At 61.1% G+C, this 16,030-nt stretch carries 31 protein-coding genes; all 31 read right to left on the reverse strand.

From position 1 onward, the window contains the following. Positions 1–112: 112 nt before the first annotated feature. Complete coding sequence (locus tag KQI12_RS11620; RefSeq protein WP_216573559.1) at positions 113–1,063, reverse strand: DNA-directed RNA polymerase subunit alpha; 951 nt, start codon at positions 1,061–1,063, stop codon at positions 113–115. Positions 1,064–1,150: 87 nt separating this feature from the next. Next, positions 1,151–1,753 (reverse strand): 30S ribosomal protein S4, encoded by a 603-nt coding sequence (gene rpsD, locus KQI12_RS11625; protein ID WP_216573560.1) that lies wholly within the window; start codon positions 1,751–1,753, stop codon positions 1,151–1,153. An 18-nt stretch (positions 1,754–1,771) separates the two neighbouring features. Next, positions 1,772–2,176: a 30S ribosomal protein S11 gene (gene rpsK / locus KQI12_RS11630; protein ID WP_216573561.1), complete on the reverse strand. Its 405-nt coding sequence runs from the start codon at positions 2,174–2,176 to the stop codon at positions 1,772–1,774. Between the two features lie 12 nt (positions 2,177–2,188). Then, entirely contained in the window at positions 2,189–2,557 is a 369-nt protein-coding gene (gene rpsM, locus KQI12_RS11635) for a 30S ribosomal protein S13 (RefSeq protein WP_216573562.1), read from the reverse strand. Positions 2,558–2,576: 19 nt separating this feature from the next. Continuing rightward, positions 2,577–2,690 (reverse strand): 50S ribosomal protein L36, encoded by a 114-nt coding sequence (rpmJ, locus tag KQI12_RS11640; RefSeq protein WP_008982609.1) that lies wholly within the window; start codon positions 2,688–2,690, stop codon positions 2,577–2,579. Positions 2,691–2,827: 137 nt separating this feature from the next. Beyond that, positions 2,828–3,046 (reverse strand): translation initiation factor IF-1, encoded by a 219-nt coding sequence (infA, locus tag KQI12_RS11645; protein WP_216573563.1) that lies wholly within the window; start codon positions 3,044–3,046, stop codon positions 2,828–2,830. A 4-nt stretch (positions 3,047–3,050) separates the two neighbouring features. Continuing rightward, complete coding sequence (locus KQI12_RS11650) at positions 3,051–3,332, reverse strand: KOW domain-containing RNA-binding protein (protein ID WP_216573564.1); 282 nt, start codon at positions 3,330–3,332, stop codon at positions 3,051–3,053. Positions 3,333–3,335: 3 nt separating this feature from the next. Then, positions 3,336–4,088 carry a type I methionyl aminopeptidase gene (gene map / locus KQI12_RS11655; protein ID WP_216573565.1) on the reverse strand — a complete coding sequence of 251 codons (753 nt, stop codon included), beginning with the start codon at positions 4,086–4,088 and terminating at the stop codon, positions 3,336–3,338. A 10-nt stretch (positions 4,089–4,098) separates the two neighbouring features. Then, a complete protein-coding gene (locus KQI12_RS11660; RefSeq protein ID WP_216573566.1) occupies positions 4,099–4,731 on the reverse strand; it encodes an adenylate kinase in 633 nt (210 codons plus the stop codon). A gap of 15 nt (positions 4,732–4,746) precedes the next feature. Continuing rightward, on the reverse strand, positions 4,747–6,072 hold the full coding sequence (gene secY, locus KQI12_RS11665; RefSeq protein WP_216573568.1) for a preprotein translocase subunit SecY: 1,326 nt from the start codon (positions 6,070–6,072) through the stop codon (positions 4,747–4,749). Continuing rightward, on the reverse strand, positions 6,073–6,513 hold the full coding sequence (rplO, locus tag KQI12_RS11670) for a 50S ribosomal protein L15 (protein ID WP_216573570.1): 441 nt from the start codon (positions 6,511–6,513) through the stop codon (positions 6,073–6,075). Between the two features lie 13 nt (positions 6,514–6,526). Then, positions 6,527–6,709, reverse strand: coding sequence for a 50S ribosomal protein L30 (rpmD, locus tag KQI12_RS11675; RefSeq protein WP_216573572.1), 183 nt, complete (start codon positions 6,707–6,709; stop codon positions 6,527–6,529). 15 nt (positions 6,710–6,724) lie between these two features. Then, complete coding sequence (rpsE, locus tag KQI12_RS11680; RefSeq protein ID WP_216573574.1) at positions 6,725–7,225, reverse strand: 30S ribosomal protein S5; 501 nt, start codon at positions 7,223–7,225, stop codon at positions 6,725–6,727. Positions 7,226–7,243: 18 nt separating this feature from the next. Further along, entirely contained in the window at positions 7,244–7,603 is a 360-nt protein-coding gene (gene rplR, locus KQI12_RS11685; RefSeq protein ID WP_216573575.1) for a 50S ribosomal protein L18, read from the reverse strand. Positions 7,604–7,617: 14 nt separating this feature from the next. Continuing rightward, complete coding sequence (gene rplF / locus KQI12_RS11690) at positions 7,618–8,163, reverse strand: 50S ribosomal protein L6 (protein WP_216573577.1); 546 nt, start codon at positions 8,161–8,163, stop codon at positions 7,618–7,620. Positions 8,164–8,179: 16 nt separating this feature from the next. Further along, positions 8,180–8,578 (reverse strand): 30S ribosomal protein S8, encoded by a 399-nt coding sequence (rpsH, locus tag KQI12_RS11695; RefSeq protein ID WP_216573579.1) that lies wholly within the window; start codon positions 8,576–8,578, stop codon positions 8,180–8,182. A gap of 343 nt (positions 8,579–8,921) precedes the next feature. Beyond that, a complete protein-coding gene (locus KQI12_RS11700; protein ID WP_006573415.1) occupies positions 8,922–9,107 on the reverse strand; it encodes a type Z 30S ribosomal protein S14 in 186 nt (61 codons plus the stop codon). Positions 9,108–9,121: 14 nt separating this feature from the next. Next, the gene (gene rplE / locus KQI12_RS11705; RefSeq protein ID WP_216573581.1) at positions 9,122–9,676 is read right to left on the reverse strand and encodes a 50S ribosomal protein L5; all 555 of its coding nucleotides are present in this window, start codon (positions 9,674–9,676) and stop codon (positions 9,122–9,124) included. A gap of 19 nt (positions 9,677–9,695) precedes the next feature. Next, positions 9,696–10,010, reverse strand: coding sequence for a 50S ribosomal protein L24 (rplX, locus tag KQI12_RS11710; RefSeq protein WP_216573583.1), 315 nt, complete (start codon positions 10,008–10,010; stop codon positions 9,696–9,698). A gap of 15 nt (positions 10,011–10,025) precedes the next feature. Further along, a complete protein-coding gene (rplN, locus tag KQI12_RS11715) occupies positions 10,026–10,394 on the reverse strand; it encodes a 50S ribosomal protein L14 (protein WP_216573585.1) in 369 nt (122 codons plus the stop codon). A gap of 12 nt (positions 10,395–10,406) precedes the next feature. After that, positions 10,407–10,667 carry a 30S ribosomal protein S17 gene (rpsQ, locus tag KQI12_RS11720; protein WP_216573587.1) on the reverse strand — a complete coding sequence of 87 codons (261 nt, stop codon included), beginning with the start codon at positions 10,665–10,667 and terminating at the stop codon, positions 10,407–10,409. 22 nt (positions 10,668–10,689) lie between these two features. Beyond that, positions 10,690–10,887, reverse strand: a complete 198-nt coding sequence (rpmC, locus tag KQI12_RS11725) for a 50S ribosomal protein L29 (protein WP_216573661.1) — start codon at positions 10,885–10,887, stop codon at positions 10,690–10,692. Continuing rightward, entirely contained in the window at positions 10,887–11,324 is a 438-nt protein-coding gene (gene rplP, locus KQI12_RS11730) for a 50S ribosomal protein L16 (RefSeq protein ID WP_216573589.1), read from the reverse strand. The genes rpmC and rplP overlap by 1 nt, the downstream gene beginning before the upstream one ends. Continuing rightward, positions 11,324–12,166 carry a 30S ribosomal protein S3 gene (gene rpsC, locus KQI12_RS11735; RefSeq protein ID WP_216573591.1) on the reverse strand — a complete coding sequence of 281 codons (843 nt, stop codon included), beginning with the start codon at positions 12,164–12,166 and terminating at the stop codon, positions 11,324–11,326. Before rpsC ends, rplP begins: the two co-directional genes overlap by 1 nt. 15 nt (positions 12,167–12,181) lie before the next feature. Further along, entirely contained in the window at positions 12,182–12,514 is a 333-nt protein-coding gene (gene rplV / locus KQI12_RS11740) for a 50S ribosomal protein L22 (RefSeq protein WP_216573593.1), read from the reverse strand. A 12-nt stretch (positions 12,515–12,526) separates the two neighbouring features. Next, positions 12,527–12,799 carry a 30S ribosomal protein S19 gene (gene rpsS, locus KQI12_RS11745; RefSeq protein ID WP_216573595.1) on the reverse strand — a complete coding sequence of 91 codons (273 nt, stop codon included), beginning with the start codon at positions 12,797–12,799 and terminating at the stop codon, positions 12,527–12,529. Positions 12,800–12,813: 14 nt separating this feature from the next. Further along, positions 12,814–13,647, reverse strand: coding sequence for a 50S ribosomal protein L2 (gene rplB, locus KQI12_RS11750; protein ID WP_216573597.1), 834 nt, complete (start codon positions 13,645–13,647; stop codon positions 12,814–12,816). Positions 13,648–13,661: 14 nt separating this feature from the next. Beyond that, a complete protein-coding gene (gene rplW / locus KQI12_RS11755) occupies positions 13,662–13,961 on the reverse strand; it encodes a 50S ribosomal protein L23 (RefSeq protein WP_216573599.1) in 300 nt (99 codons plus the stop codon). After that, the gene (gene rplD, locus KQI12_RS11760; RefSeq protein ID WP_216573600.1) at positions 13,961–14,581 is read right to left on the reverse strand and encodes a 50S ribosomal protein L4; all 621 of its coding nucleotides are present in this window, start codon (positions 14,579–14,581) and stop codon (positions 13,961–13,963) included. The genes rplW and rplD overlap by 1 nt, the downstream gene beginning before the upstream one ends. A gap of 17 nt (positions 14,582–14,598) precedes the next feature. After that, the gene (rplC, locus tag KQI12_RS11765) at positions 14,599–15,324 is read right to left on the reverse strand and encodes a 50S ribosomal protein L3 (protein ID WP_216573602.1); all 726 of its coding nucleotides are present in this window, start codon (positions 15,322–15,324) and stop codon (positions 14,599–14,601) included. Between the two features lie 141 nt (positions 15,325–15,465). Then, positions 15,466–15,780 carry a 30S ribosomal protein S10 gene (rpsJ, locus tag KQI12_RS11770; protein ID WP_216573604.1) on the reverse strand — a complete coding sequence of 105 codons (315 nt, stop codon included), beginning with the start codon at positions 15,778–15,780 and terminating at the stop codon, positions 15,466–15,468. Positions 15,781–16,030: the final 250 nt, after the last annotated feature.

The raw sequence follows: 16,030 nt of genomic DNA on the forward strand, positions 1-16,030 counted from the left end.
TGCCCTCTGGAAAAGCCTCTCAGAGAGAGCCGGCGGCGGACCGCCGGAGCCGGGAGGGGACGTTACATGCCCCCGGACCGCTCCTCCCTGCGGCGCTGACAGGTCAGGCCGATCAGTTGTTGTCCTCGCTGGCCAGGGACAGGCCCATCATCGCCAGCTTGTTGATGACCTCTTCCAGGGACTTGCGGCCCAGGTTGCGCACCTTCATCATCTCATCCTCGGTCTTGGAGATCAGATCCTCCACCGTGTTGATGTTGGCGCGCTTGAGGCAGTTGAAGGAACGGACGGACAGGTCCAGTTCCTCGATGGTCAGCTCCAGCACCTTGTCCCGCTGGGCCTCGCTCTTCTCCACCACCGTGGACTTGGAGCCCATGGTCTCCGAGAGATCGGTGAAGAGGACGAAATGGTCGCAGAGGATGCGGGCGCCCAGGCTGACGGCGTCCCGGGCAGTGATGGTACCGTCGGTCCACACTTCCAGGGTCAGCTTATCGAAGTCGGTGAGGTCGCGGACACGGGTGTTCTCCACCGTGTAGTTGACCTTCCGCACCGGGGTATAGATGGAATCCACCGGGATCAGACCGATGACGGTCTGGGCCGGCTTGTTCCGGTCGGCGGGCACATAGCCCCGGCCGTGGGAGAGCGTCAGCTCCATGTTCAGGCTGGCGTCAGGGCCGAGGGTGGCGATGTGCAGCTCAGGATTGAGGATCTCGACCTCGCCGTCGGCTTTGATGTCACCGGCAGTGACTTCACACTCGCCATTGGCCTCGATGTAGACCGTCTTGACTCCCTCGCAGTGGAGCTTGGCGATGATGTTCTTCACGTTGAGGACGATCTCAGTCACGTCCTCCTTGATGCCGGGGATCGTCGTGAACTCGTGCTGTACACCGGCGATCTTGATGGAGGTGACCGCCGTGCCGGGCAGAGAAGAGAGGAGGATCCGACGCAGGGAGTTGCCGAGCGTGATGCCATAGCCACGCTCCAACGGCTCTACCACATATTTGCCGTAAGAACCGTCTCCGGGATTTTCCACACACTCGATGCGCGGCTTCTCGATTTCTACCATGTGTTACCCTCCTTATCGCAGCGGCGGGCGGGGCAACGCCCGCCGCTTGGTCATATCGTTCACCAAAATATCGAGGGTACGCGGCTATTACTTGGAGTACAGCTCGACGATCAGGTGCTCCTCGATGGGCAGGTCCACGTCCTCGCGGACGGGCAGCTTGGTGACAGTGCCCTTCAGGGAGTTTTTCTCGCGCTCCAGCCACTGGGGCAGCAGCACGGTGGGGGCGTCCTCGCCGGTCAGCTTCTTGAACTTCACGGAAGAACGGCTGGCCTCACGGACCTCGATCACATCACCGGCCTTCACCAGGAAGGAGGGGATGTCCACGCGCTGGCCATTCACGGTGAAGTGACCATGGCTCACCAGCTGGCGGGCCTCACGGCGGGTGGCGGCGAAGCCCATGCGGTACACCACATTGTCCAAGCGGCGCTCCACCAGGACCAGCAGGTTGTCGCCGGTCTTGCCGGGCATGCGGGCGGCCTTCTCATAGTAGGAGCGGAACTGCTTCTCCATGATGCCGTAAACGAACTTGACCTTCTGCTTCTCAGAGAGCTGCAGGGCATACTCGCTCTTCTTCTTTCTCATCTGGCCGCCGGGATTGCGGTTGCTCTCCTTCTTGGCGTAGCCCATAGCGGCAGGAGAAATGCCCAGCGCACGGCAGCGCTTGGCGATAGGCTGCATATTCTTTGCCATTTCTACTTCCTCCTTCTATTACACGCGGCGACGCTTGGGCGGACGGCAGCCATTGTGGGGGATGGGGGTCACGTCTTTGATCAGGGTGACCTCCAGGCCCACGGCCTGCAGAGCGCGGATGGCGGCCTCACGGCCGGCGCCGGGGCCCTTCACGTAGACCTCGACGGTCTTCAGGCCGTGCTCCATGGCAGCCTTAGCGGCGGTCTCGGCGGCGGTCTGAGCGGCGAAGGGGGTAGACTTACGGGAACCACGGAAGCCCAGGCCGCCAGAGGAGGCCCAGGACAGGGCGTTGCCGCCCATATCGGTCACAGTGACCATGGTGTTGTTGAAGGAAGAGCGGATATGCACCTGGCCCTTCTCAATGTTCTTCTTCTCGCGGCGCTTGCGCACCACTTTCTTGCCGGTCTTAGCAGCAGTAGCCATCGATATCCCTCCTTACTTCTTCTTGTTCGCGACGGTACGCTTGGGACCCTTGCGGGTACGGGCGTTGGTCTTGGAGCGCTGGCCCCGGACGGGCAGGCCCTTGCGGTGACGGGTGCCACGGTAGCAGCCGATCTCGGTCAGACGCTTGATGTCCATCGCGACATCGCGGCGGAGGTCGCCTTCCACAGTGTACTCATGACCGATGACCTCGCGCAGCTTGGCCTCGTCCTCGTCGGTGAGGTCCTTCACGCGGGTATCGGGGGAGATCCCGGTCTTGGCCAGGATCTTATTGGCGCTGGTGCGCCCGATGCCGAAGATATAGGTCAGGCCGATCTCGATCCGCTTGTCCTTCGGCAGGTCAATGCCAGCAATACGTGCCATACTGTTTCTGCACCTCCTATTAACCTTGTCTCTGCTTATGCTTGGGATTTTCGCAAATAACCATGACTTTGCCCTTGCGCTTGATGACTTTGCACTTCTCGCACATGGGCTTCACGGACGGTCTAACTTTCATTCTAGTAACCTCCTGGTAGCCTGATGGCCCCGGCAGGGCGGGGGCAAGGCCCCTCGACTGCCGGTCGTTGTTGGTACGTGCGCGGGCATGGGATCATGCCGCCGCGCTGGGGAGTGCCCGGGACGGGACCGGAGCGCTTACTTGCTTCTCCAGGTGATACGTCCGCGGGTCACATCGTAGGGGGACATCTGGACCGTCACCTTGTCACCGGGTAGGATGCGGATGAAGTTCATCCGCAGCTTGCCGGAGATGTGGGCCAGGATGATGTGGCCGTTTCCGATATCCACGTGGAACGTGGTGTTGGGAAGGGACTCAACCACGACGCCCTCCACTTCGATCATATCATCTTTTGCCAAAGCGTCATACCCTCCTTGTTACAGCTCGGAAAGCGGCCAGCGCCCTCCGGAGTGCCCGGTCGGAGATCTCTTCTCCCATGCGGAAGCGCTGGAGATGCAGCTGCTGATACGCACCGCTGTCCTCCACTTCCACATGGCCCGGCTTCTTTCGTTTCGGCCGGGAGAGCTTCCGCCGCTTGCCGTCCACCAGGAGGAGGTATCCGCCTTCCATCCCGGTGACACAGAAGAGCTCGCCCTTGTCATGACCTGCCGTGGATCGGACGATCCAGCCGGTATAGTCCTGCATAGCTCACTCTCCGGGACAGGTGAGCACTTCGGGCTCCCCGTCGGTGATGAGGATCGTGTTCTCATAATGGGCGGCCAGGGAGCCGTCAACGGTCACGGTGGTCCACTTGTCTTTGAGGACCTTCACGTGCCAGTCACCGGCGCAGACCATGGGTTCGACGGCGATGGTCATGCCCGGCTGGAGCCGGGGACCATGGCCGGCAGGCCCAAAATTGGGGACCTCGGGAGCCTCGTGGAGCTTGACGCCCACGCCGTGACCCACGAAATCCCGCACCACCGAGCAACCGTTCGCTTCCACGTACTGCTGCACGGCATGAGAGATGTCATAGACCCGATTGCCCGGGCGGGCCATTTTGAAGCCCTCCCAGAAGCTCTGCTCCGTCACCTCGATGAGGCGCTTCGCTTCGGGGGAGATCTCGCCGCAGGCGAACGTCGCGGCGCAGTCTCCATGGAAGCCATCGATATAGGCGCCCACGTCCACGCTCACGATATCGCCTTCCACCAGCTTCCGGTGATCCGGGATGCCGTGGATGACCACATCATTGATGGAGACACAGGCAGAGCCGGGAAAACCGCCATACCCCAGGAAGGAGGGGCGGGCACCCTTGCTCTCGATGAACTTCCGAACTGCGGTGTCGATCTCCAGCGTGGACACGCCGGGACGCACCATCGTACCGGCTAGTGCGCGGGCCTGGGCGGTGATCCGCCCAGCCTTGCGCATCAGCTCGATCTCGCGGGGAGATTTGAGAGAGATCATTTCCATCTCATCACTTCCCCAGCAGTTCCATGATGGCCGCGTTGGTGGCCTCGATGCCGCCCATATCGGGGACGGACTTGAGGACGCCCTTGGCCTCGTAATAGTGCTTCAGAGGCTCGGTCTCCTGATGATAGACCTCCAGACGATGCTGCACGGTGGCAGGCTGGTCGTCCTTGCGCTGCTCCAGAGGACCGCCGCACTTATCACACACACCCTCCACCTTGGAAGGGGCGGCGGTGACGTGATAGGTGGCGCCACAGGAGTGGCAGGTGCGACGGCCAGTCATGCGCTTCTCGATGACCGCGTCGTCGATCTCCAGGGAGAGGACCACATCGAAATGGATCCCGGCTCTATCCAGAGCCTCAGCCTGAGCGATGGTGCGGGGCACCCCGTCCAGGATATAACCATTGGCACAGTCGGCTTCTGCCAGCCGCTCCTCGATGATGCCGATGATGACTTCGTCGGGGACCAGCTTGCCCGCATCCATGAACTTCTTGGCCTTCAGACCCACGGGAGTGCCGTTCTTCACGGCGGCCCGCAGGATGTTGCCGGTGGAGATGGTGGGGATGCCGAGCTTCTGGCTGATGATCTCAGCCTGCGTGCCCTTGCCGGCGCCGGGGGCGCCCAAAAGGATCAGCTTCATAGCCAAAACACCTCGTTACTCCAGGAAGCCCTTATAATGCCGCATGAGCATCTGAGCCTCCATGGCTTTCACGGTCTCCAGCGCCACGCCCACCACGATGATGATGGAGGTACCGCCGATGGCCAGACTCTGGTTGTTCAGGATGCCGCCGGTCACGATGGGGACGATGGCCACCACGGACAGGTACAGGGCACCGAACAGAGTGATCTTATTGAGGACCTTGCTGATGAAGTCCGCGGTGGGCTTGCCGGGGCGGAAGCCAGGGACGAAGCCGCCGTTCTTCTTCAGGTTGTTGGCCACTTCCACCGGGTTGAACTGCATGGTGGAGTAAAAGTAGCTGAACCCCAGGATCAGCAGGAAATACACCACGATATAGAAGACGCTGGTGGTGTCGAACACCTTCAGGAAGGTGTTCCAGCCGCTGCCCTCGACCTGCGCGGAGGGGACGAACGCCCCGATGGTGGCAGGCAGAGAGGCGATGGACTGAGCGAAGATGATGGGCATGACGCCGGTCATGTTCACCTTCAGGGGGATATGGCTGGACTGGCCACCGTACATCTTCCGGCCGACCACACGCTTGGCATACTGGACGGGGATGCGCCGCTCTGCGTTCTGGATGAACACGATGAAGACGACCATCGCCAGCATACCGATCACGATGCCAACCACACCCAGAGGATGCAGCTTGAAGGAATCCGCCACATCGTTGGACCAGTTCCGCACGCCCACGACCATGTATTCGATCATGGAGGGACCGCGGGACAGGATACCAGCGAAGAGGATGATGGAGATACCGTTGCCGATGCCATACTCGGTGATCTGCTCGCCCAGCCACATGACGAAGGCGGAGCCGGCGGTGAAGGAGACGACGATCACGACCGCCGCCCACCAGCCGGGAACACCGGTGGTATCCAGCACATCTCCGCCCACGTTCCGGATCAGAGTGTAATAGCCAAAGCCCTGGATCACAGCGATCGCCACGGTGACATACCGGGTGATGGCCGCGATCTTCTTCCGGCCCTCTTCACCGCCCTCTTTCTGCATACGCTCCAGAGCCGGGATAGCCACGGTCAGGAGCTGGACGATGATGGAGCTGTTGATATAGGGCTGCACTCCCAGTGCGAACACCGTCGCGTGGGAGAAAGCGGTGCCGTTCATCGCGCCCAGAAGGCCGAAGATCGTGCCGCTCATGGCAGTGATCTGCTTCGCGAAAACGGACCCGTCCACGAAGGGAACGGGAACGGCGGAGCCCAGGCGGAAGACCAGCAGCGCGAAGACCACGAAGAGGAGCTTCTTGCGCAGCTCAGGGATCTTCCAGGCATTGCGTACGGTCTCGATCACTTAGATCACCTCGTACTTTCCACCTGCCGCAACGATCTTCTCCTTGGCGGAGGCAGAAAACGCGGAAGCGCGGACGGTGAGCTTCTTGCTCAGAGTGCCGTTGCCCAGGATCTTCACGCCGTGCTCACACTTGGACAGGATGCCCTTCTCCAGCAGATCGCTGGCAGTGACCGTGGCGCCGTCCTCGAACTTGTTGAGGGCGGCCACGTTGATGGCCTCCAGCCGCTCCGCAAAGATGTTGTTGAAGCCACGCTTGGGCAGACGACGGGTCAGAGGCATCTGGCCGCCTTCGAAGCCCACGCGGACGCCGCCGCCGGAGCGGGCCCACTGGCCCTTCTGACCGCGGCCGGCGGTGGTGCCGTTGCCGGAACCCTTACCGCGGCCCTTACGGAAAGACTTCTTCACAGAGCCGGGCGCGGGGGACAGTTCATGCAGTTTCATTTCGCGCACCTCCTTACTTTTCCTCGGTCACCTGCAGCAGGTAACCGATCTGAGCGATCTTGCCGCGGGTCGCGGCGTTGTCGGGCTGTACGGTGGTGTCGCCGATCTTACGCAGGCCCAGCGCCTCGGCAGTCGCCTTATGCTTGACGATGCGGCCGTTCAGGCTCTTGACCAGCTTGATGTTCATGTTAGCCATTGTGGTCGGCCCTCCTTAACCTACGATCTCGCCGACGCTCTTGCCCCGGACGCGAGCCACTTCCTCAGGGCTGCGGAGGGTCTTCAGGCCCTCGAAGGTGGCGGAGACCACATTCTGGGGGTTGTTGGAGCGCAGGCACTTAGCGCGGATATCACGGATGCCGGCGGCCTCCATGACGGCGCGGACGGGACCACCGGCGATGATGCCGGTACCGGGGGCAGCGGGCTTCAGCAGCACGCGGCCGGCGCCGAACTCACCGATGACCTCATGGGGGATGGTGGTGCCGGACAGGCTCACCGTGCACATATTCTTCTTGGCATCCTCGATGCCCTTGCGGATCGCCTCGGGCACCTCAGAGGCTTTGCCCAGGCCGAAGCCCACGCGGCCCTTCTCATCGCCGACCACCATCAGGGCGGCGAACTTGAAGATGCGGCCGCCCTTGACGGTCTTGGAAACGCGGTTCAGAGAAACGAGCTTCTCGGTGAACTCGCTGGGTTCTCTTTCAAATCTAGCCATGTTCGTTTTCTCCTCCCCTTAAAATTCGAGGCCGCCCTCGCGGGCACCCTCGGCCAGAGCAGCCACGCGGCCGTGGAACACGAAGCCGCCGCGGTCGAAGACCACGGTGCTGATGCCGGCAGCCTTGGCGCGCTCGGCAACGGCCAGACCGACCTTCTTGGCAGCCTCGCAGTTGCAGCCCTTGCCCTCGAAGCCCTTCTCCAGGGAAGAAGCAGCGACCAGAGTCTTGCCGTTCACATCATCGATGATCTGGGCATAGATGTTGGTCTCGCTGCGGAACACGTTGAGACGGGGACGCTCGGGCGTGCCGGAAATCTTGGAGCGGACACGCTGATGGCGCTTAAGCCGCTGCGCCTTGGTATTGGGACGATTGATCATGTTGGCACACCTCCTTACTTCTTCTTGACGCCGGTCTTGCCTTCCTTGCGGCGGATGACCTCGTCAGTGTATTTGATACCCTTGCCCTTATAAGGCTCGGGAGGTCTTTTCTCTCTCACTTCAGCGGCGAACTGGCCGACCTGCTCCTTGCTGGCGCCGGAGATCACGATCTTGTTCGCGCTGGGGGTCTCGATGGTGATGCCCTCGGGAGCCTCCATGAAGACCTGATGGGAGAAGCCCAGGTTCATGACCAGCTTCTTGCCCTCCATGGCAACACGGTAGCCGACGCCGTTGACGTCCAGCTCCTTCTTGAAGCCCTCGGTCACACCGGTGACCATGTTGTGGATCAGGGTCCGGGTCAGGCCATGCAGGCTGCGGTTCTCCTTGAGGTCGTTCGGGCGGGTCACATGGATCTCAGTGCCCTCCTGAGCGATGGTCATGTTGGGGTGGAACGCACGGGTCAGGGAGCCCTTGGGGCCCTTGACGGTCACGACGTTCCCATCGATCTTCACGTCCACACCGGCGGGGATGGAGATCGGCTTTCTTCCGATACGAGACATATTCTACTCTCCTCCCTTACCAGACGAACGCAAGGACCTCGCCGCCGACATGGGCCGAACGAGCAGCCTTGTCGGTCATGACGCCCTTGGACGTAGAAACGATAGCGATGCCCAGGCCGTGGATCACGCGGGGCAGCTCGTCAGAGCCGGCATACACGCGCAGACCGGGCTTGGAGACGCGGCGGAGGCCGGAGATGACCTTCTCCTTGCCAGCGCCGTACTTCAGGGTGATGCGGATGACGCCCTGAGTGCCGTCGTCGATCAGCTGGAAGTTCTTGATATAGCCTTCATCCAGCAGGATCTGAGCGATGGACTTCTTCATGTTGGACGCGGGGACGTCCACGGTGTCATGCTTTGCGTTGTTCGCGTTGCGGATGCGGGTGAGCATATCCGCAATAGGGTCGGTGATATGCATGAGTTTACCCTCCTTGTTAGAGTTACAGGCCCGTGAGAAGAGCCTGTTAAGGCGGCAAGGTATCGGAGTTCGCAGGGCTCCGACCTTTTAACCGTCTGCCAAAGAAATATTATATAGTGAAACGCCCTCGTTGAAAAGGGAAAAGTATGATTTTTTTCACTTTTGGCGAAACGCCCTACCGCATCCTGTGAAAAAGGTCACACTTGACAGATCTTACAACGAGGACGGCACTACCAGGCCGAAAATCTGCCAGGATCCGCCTTTTTTGGAACTTTCCCTCACGCAACGCAAGCGCCAGACGTGCTCTCGCACGCCGGGCGCAGCGTTTTGCGTGTCGGTATGATTACCAGGAGGCCTTCTTCACGCCGGGGATCTGGCCCTTGTAAGCCAGCTCGCGGAAGCAGATACGGCAGATGCCGTAGTCGCGCAGATAGGCGTGGGGACGGCCGCAGATCTTGCAGCGGTTGTAGCGGCGGGTGGAGAACTTGGGCTCCGCCTGCTGCTTCAGGATCATAGACTTCTTAGCCATTGACGTTCTCCTCCTTAGCGGGCGAAGGGCGCGCCGATCAGGGTCAGCAGCTCCTTGGCCTCTTCATCAGTCTGAGCGGTGGTGCAGAACACGATGTCCATGCCGCGGATCTTGTCGATCTTGTCGTACTCGATCTCAGGGAAGATCAGCTGCTCCTTGATGCCCAGAGCATAGTTGCCGCGGCCATCGAAAGCGTTGCCGTTGATGCCGCGGAAATCACGCACGCGGGGCAGGGCCACGTTGAACAGGCGGTCCACGAACTCCCACATACGGTCGCCGCGCAGAGTGACCTTGGCGCCGATGGGCATGCCCTCACGCAGCTTGAAGTTTGCCACGGACTTCTTGGCCTTGGTGATAACGGCCTTCTGGCCGGTGATCTTGGTCAGGTCGCCCACGACGGCCTCCAGGACCTTCGCGTTGTCCCGGGCCTCGCCGCAGCCGCAGTTGACCACGATCTTGTCCAGCTTGGGGATCTGCATCACGGACTTATAGCCGAACTTCTGCATGAGAGCAGGAGCGACCTCGTCCTGGTACTTCTTCTTCAGGTTAGGGACCTTCTTATCAGCCATTACGATGTCTCCTCCTCTCTTAGATCTCGGCGCCGCACTTCTTGCAGATGCGGACCTTCTTGTCACCCTCGATCTTATGACCGATGCGGGTGGGCTTGTTGCACTTGGGGCACACGCGCTGCACCTTGCAGGCGTACAGGGGGGCTTCCTTCTTCACGATGCCGCCCTCTTCGCCCTGCTTGCGGGGCTTGACATGACGGGTCGCGATGTTGACGCCCTCGACGATGACCTTGCGGTCCTTGGGCATGACGGAGAGGACCTTGCCCTGCTTGCCCTTATCCTTGCCGGACAGGACGACGACCAGGTCGTCTTTCTTGATGTTGATCTTATTCATGTTTCTCCTACCCCCTTACAGCACTTCGGGAGCCAGGGACAGGATCTTCATATAATCCTTGTCGCGCAGCTCGCGGGCCACGGGCCCAAAGATACGGGTGCCCCTGGGGTTCTTGTCCTCTTTGATGAGGACGGCGGCATTGTCGTCGAAGCGGACATAGCTGCCGTCGCTGCGGCGGACGCCCTTGACAGAGCGGACGATGACGGCCTTGACGACCTCGCCCTTCTTCACGGTGCCGCCGGGCTGAGCCTTACGGACAGAGGCGACGACCACGTCGCCGATGTTGCCGTATCTCCGCTTGGAGCCGCCCAGCACACGGATGGTCTTGATCTCCTTGGCGCCGGTGTTGTCGGCGACCTTCAGATAGCTTTCCTGCTGAATCATTCCGGCACCTCCTTACTTCGCCTTTTCGATGATCTCAACGACGCGCCACCGCTTGTCCTTGGACAGGGGGCGGGTCTCCATGACGCGGACGCGGTCGCCCACGCCGCAGGCATTCTGCTCGTCATGGGCCTTGAGCTTGTAGGTCCGCTTCACGATCTTCTTATAGAGGGGGTGGGCCACACGGTCGGCGATGGCGACCACGACGGTCTTGTCCATCTTATCGGAGACCACCAGGCCGACTCTGGTCTTGCGGGAAGAAGTTCTGTTTTCCATGCTCTATTTCCTCCTTCTTACGTTATCGGCCAGCGAGCTGCAGCTCGCGCAGGATGGTCTTGACTCGGGCAATATCCTTCTTGACCTCAGCGATCTTGACAGGATTTTCGAGCTGATTGGTGGCATGCTGAAGACGGAGCTGGAACAGGTCCTTCTTCAGGTCGCCCAGCTTGGTCTCCAGCTCGGCGGCGCTCATCTTGCGGACTTCATTTGCCTTCATCATTCTTCACCACCAATCTCGGTCTCGGCGGTCTCCTTCTTCACGATCTTGCACTTGACGGGCAGCTTGTGAGAAGCAAGACGCAGGGCCTCGCGGGCGACTTCCTCGGAAACGCCGGCGATCTCGAACATCACGCGGCCGGGCTTGACCACGGCCACCCAGTACTCGGGGGAGCCCTTACCGGAACCCATTCGGGTCTCAGCGGGCTTCTCGGTCACGGGCTTATCGGGGAAGATCTTGATCCAGACCTTACCGCCACGCTTGGTGTAGCGGGTCATGGCGATACGGGCGGCCTCGATCTGATTGCTGGTGATCCAGCAGGGTTCAGTGGCCTGAAGGCCCCAATCGCCGTAAGTGACGGTATTGCCCTTGAGGGCCTTGCCCTTCATGCGGCCGCGATGCACGCGGCGGTATTTCACTCTCTTAGGCAGCAGCATTAGTTGGAGCCTCCTTCCTTCGGGGTGTTGGCAGCGGGACGAGCGCCGCCGTTGCGGTTGAAGCCGCCCTGGGGCCGGCCGCCATTGCGGTTGAAGCCGCCGTTGCGGTTGAAGCCGCCTCTGCGGTCGCCGTCGCGGCGGTCGCGGCGGGGACGGTCAGGACGCTCCTTGAAGTTCTTGGTGTCCAGGGTGCGAGGGGTGGTCCGCAGGCTCTGGGTCAGGACCTCGCCCTTGTAGATCCACACCTTCACGCCGATGCGGCCGTAGGTGGTGGCAGCCTCAGCGAAGCCATAGTCGATGTCGGCGCGCAGGGTCTGCAGGGGGATGGTGCCATCGTGATAGTGCTCGACGCGGGCGATCTCAGCGCCGCCCAGACGGCCGGAGCAGCAGGTCTTGATGCCGCGGGCACCCATGCGCATGGCGCGGCCCATGGCGTTCTTCATGGCACGGCGGTAGCCGATGCGCTTCTCCAGCTGCTGGGCGATGTTCTCGGCCACCAGCTGAGCGTTCATGTCGGGGTTCTTGACCTCGACGATGTTCAGCGCCACGGACTTGCCGATCATCTTCTCCAGAGTCAGGCGCAGACGCTCGATGTCCGCGCCGCCCTTGCCGATGACGACACCGGGACGGGCGCAGTGCAGGTAGATGCGGACCTTGGCGTTGTCGCGCTCGATCTCGATCTTGGGGATACCGGCGCCGTACAGGGTCTTCTTCAGGTAATCACGAATCTTCTTATCCTCGACCAGCAGGTCGCCGACCTTCTCGTTGCGGGCGTACCAGCGGGAGTCCCAATCCTTGATGACACCCACGCGCAGGCCGTGGGGATTGACTTTCTGTCCCATTTTGTTCCTCCTCCCTTAGCGCTCGCTCACCGCGATGGTGATGTGAGAAGTACGCTTGTTGATCCGGTACGCACGACCCTGAGCGCGGGGCATGATCCGCTTCAGGATGGGGCCGGGAGCCGCGTAAGTGGTAGACACATACAGCTTCTCAGGATCCATCTGGTGATTGTTCTCAGCGTTGGCCGCGGCGCTCTTGAGCACCTTGAGCATGAGCTCGGAGGCGGCCTTCGGGGTGGCCATCAGGATGTTGGTGGCCTCAGCCACACTCTTGCCGCGGATCAGATCGCAGACGATCTGGACCTTGCGGGGAGAGATGCGGGCATACTTCAAAACAGCTTTCGCTTCCATGTTCTCTCCTCCTTACTTACCGGTCTTAGCGCCGGCGTGGCCGCGGAACGTGCGGGTGGGGGCGAACTCGCCCAGCTTGTGGCCCACCATGTCCTCAGTCACGTACACGGGCACGTGCTTGCGGCCGTCATGGACGGCGAAGGTGTGCCCCACGAAGGCGGGGAAGATGGTGGAGGCGCGGCTCCAGGTCTTGAGGACCTTCTTCTCGCCGGTCTGGTTCATCTCATCGACCCGCTTCAGCAGCTCGGGGGCGCAAAAGGGGCCTTTCTTGATACTTCTGCTCATCTTTTACTGCCTCCTTACTTCGCGTTACGATGCTTGACGATGAACTTCTCGGTGCGGTTCTTGCCCTTGCGGGTCTTGTAACCCATCGCAGGCTTGCCCCAAGGAGTCACAGGGCCGGGACGGCCAACAGGGCTCTTGCCCTCGCCGCCGCCGTGGGGGTGGTCGTTGGGGTTCATGACGGAACCGCGGACGGTGGGCCGCCAGCCCATGTGGCGCTTGCGGCCGGCCTTGCCGATCTGGATGTTCTCGTGCTCGATGTTGCCGATCTGGCCGATGGTGGCCAAGCACTCGGGCCGGATATAACGGACCTCGCCGGAGGGGAGACGGACCTGAGCCATGCCGTTCTCCTTGGCCATCAGCTGAGCGAACTCACCGGCGGCGCGGACCAGCTGGCCGCCCTTGCCGGGATACAGCTCGATGTTGTGGATCAGGGTGCCCAGAGGGATGTTGGCGATGGGCAGGCAGTTGCCGGGCAGGATGTCGGCCTCAGGACCGGTGGTGATGATGTGGCCGGCCTTCATGCCGACGGTCGCCAGGATATAGCGCTTCTCGCCATCCTCATACTGGATGAGGGCGATGTTGGCGGAGCGGTTGGGATCGTACTCCACGCGGACCACAGTGGCGGTGCCCTGCTTGTCGCGCTTGAAGTCGATGACGCGGTACTTCTTCTTGTTGCCGCCGCCGCGATGGCGGACGGTGATGCGGCCGTAGCTGTTGCGGCCGGAGTTCTTCTTCAGGACTTCGGTCAGGCTGCGCTCGGGCTTAGCCTTCTTGTCGATCCCCTCGAAGGCGGACACAGTCATGTGACGGCGGGAGGGGGTAGTGGGCTTGAACGTCTTGATAGCCATATCTCAATACCTCCTTACACCATGCCCTCGAAGAACTCGATGGTCTTGGAGTCCTCGGTGAGGGTGACGATGGCCTTCTTGTAGGAAGGACGGCGGCCAGCGGGGTAACGGCCGGTGCGCTTCTGCTTGCCGTCCATGTTGATCGTGTTGACCTTAGCGACCTTCACGCCGAAGATCTCTTCGACAGCCTTGGCGATCTCGATCTTGTTGGCGTCCTTGGCCACCTCGAAGGTGTACTGCTTCATCTCGAACAGAGAAGCGGACTTCTCAGTGATGATGGGACGCTTGATGATATCATAAGCGACGGTAGCCATTACGCGAACACCTCCTCGATGACGGCCAGAGCAGCCTTGTCCACGATGAACTTGTCGGCGTTCACGATGTCGTAAACGCTCAGGATCTTAGCGGTGGTGGTGACCACGCCGGGGATGTTCCGGGAGGACTTCACCACGTTCTCGTTGACCTCGGAGGTCACGACGACGGACTTCTTCGCCTCGACGGCGGTGAGGAAGCTCTTCATGTTCTTGGTCTTGATCTCGTCCAGGGACAGGCCGTCCACGACCACGATGTTGCCCTCAGCGGCCTTGGCAGAGAGGACGGACTTGAGGGCCAGACGTTTGACCTTCTTGTTCAGGGTGTAGCTGTAGTCACGGGGCTTGGGAGCGAACACGATGCCGCCGTGGGTCCACTGGGGGGCGCGGGTAGAACCCTGACGGGCACGGCCGGTGCCCTTCTGGCGCCAGGGCTTGATGCCGCCGCCGGAGACCTCAGCGCGGGTCAGAGCGGACTGGGTGCCCTGACGGCAGTTGGCCAGGTGGTTCTTGACGACCTCGTGGACAACGACCTCGTTGGGCTCGATACCGAAGATGGCGTCGGAGAGCTCCACTTCGCCGACCTTCGTGCCGGTCATGTTAACAACGTTTGCCTTAGGCATTTGGTTTCTCTCCTTTCTTAGCGGTTACGCGCAGACGCCTTCTGGGGATTGACGCGGGCGGAAGCCTTCTGCGGGTTGTTGCTGATGCCGGCAGCCGCACCCTTCTCCTTGACGTTGATCACGCTGTTGCGCAGATACACGAGGCCGCCCTTGGGGCCGGGGATCGCGCCGCGCACGGCGATGATGCCAAGCTCGGAGTCCACCTTGATCACGTCCAGGTTCAGGACGGTGACCTGATCGCAGCCCATATGGCCGGCGCCGATCTTGCCCTTGAAGATGCGGGAAGGATCGGTAGCGGGGCCCATGGAGCCGGCGTGACGATGCACAGGGCCGGTACCGTGAGACTCCTTCAGGCGATGGGCGCCGTGACGCTTGATGACGCCGGCGTAGCCCTTGCCCTTGCTGATGCCGGTGACGTCCACGCGGTCGCCCTCGGCGAACACATCGATCTTCACCTCGTCGCCCACGTTCATCTCGGCGGCATTGTCGAGCTTGAACTCCTTCAGGACCTTCTTGGGGGCAACGCCCGCCTTCTTCAGATGGCCCAGCTCAGGCTTGGTGAGCTTCTTCTCGGCGACTTCCTCGTAGCCGAGCTGCACGGCGGTGTAGCCGTCCTTCTCCTCGGTCTTCTTCTGCACGACGGTGCAGGGGCCCGCCTCGATGACGGTGACCGGGATGACCTTACCTTCGGCGTCAAAGATCTGCGTCATGCCGACCTTCTTACCGATGATGGCCTTTTCCATGTTTTTTCCTCCTTGATAAGGTTATTGGTTGGACGAGTTGAGCATTGGTCTCTCATTGCTCGGCCAACTTGACCCGTCCATCTCAAGATGCGATGGACAGCGGGTTCAACACATTCGTTTGCGGTCGTCAGACGAGAAGCCTTACAGCTTGATCTCGATCTCGACGCCGGCGGGGAGCTCCAGAGACATCAGAGCCTCGACGGTCTTGGGGGAGGGCTTCTGGATGTCAATCAGGCGCTTGTGGGTGCGGCGCTCGAACTGCTCACGGGAATCCTTGTACTTGTGGACGGCCCGCAGGATGGTGACCACCTCTTTCTTGGTGGGCAGGGGGATGGGGCCGGACACGGAAGCGCCGGTGCGCTTGGCGGTCTCGACGATCTTCTCAGCGCTCTGGTCGATGAGCTGATGGTCGTAGGCCTTCAGGCGGATGCGGATCATTTCTTTCTGAGCTGCCATGATTGTTTTCCTCCTTGAAACATACGAAGTGACGTTCTGTATTCCGTGCACGCTTCGTACGGTGAGAATCTTCTGTACACGTTTCCGTGCGTATCATTCTGTGACACGAAGAAAACCGGCGCAAAAGCAGCCGGTTTCGTCCCTGCACAGCGATATACGCCGTGTACGGAACCTTCTCAGCCGCCCGATTTGCTCGGACATACTCCGCGGAAGTTACCGGCAAAGCCGCAATCTCCCGCATCATCGCAAG

The sequence above is a fragment of the Pseudoflavonifractor sp. MSJ-37 genome (genome assembly GCF_018917965.1).
In the GTDB taxonomy this organism is placed as follows: domain Bacteria; phylum Bacillota; class Clostridia; order Oscillospirales; family Oscillospiraceae; genus Pseudoflavonifractor_A.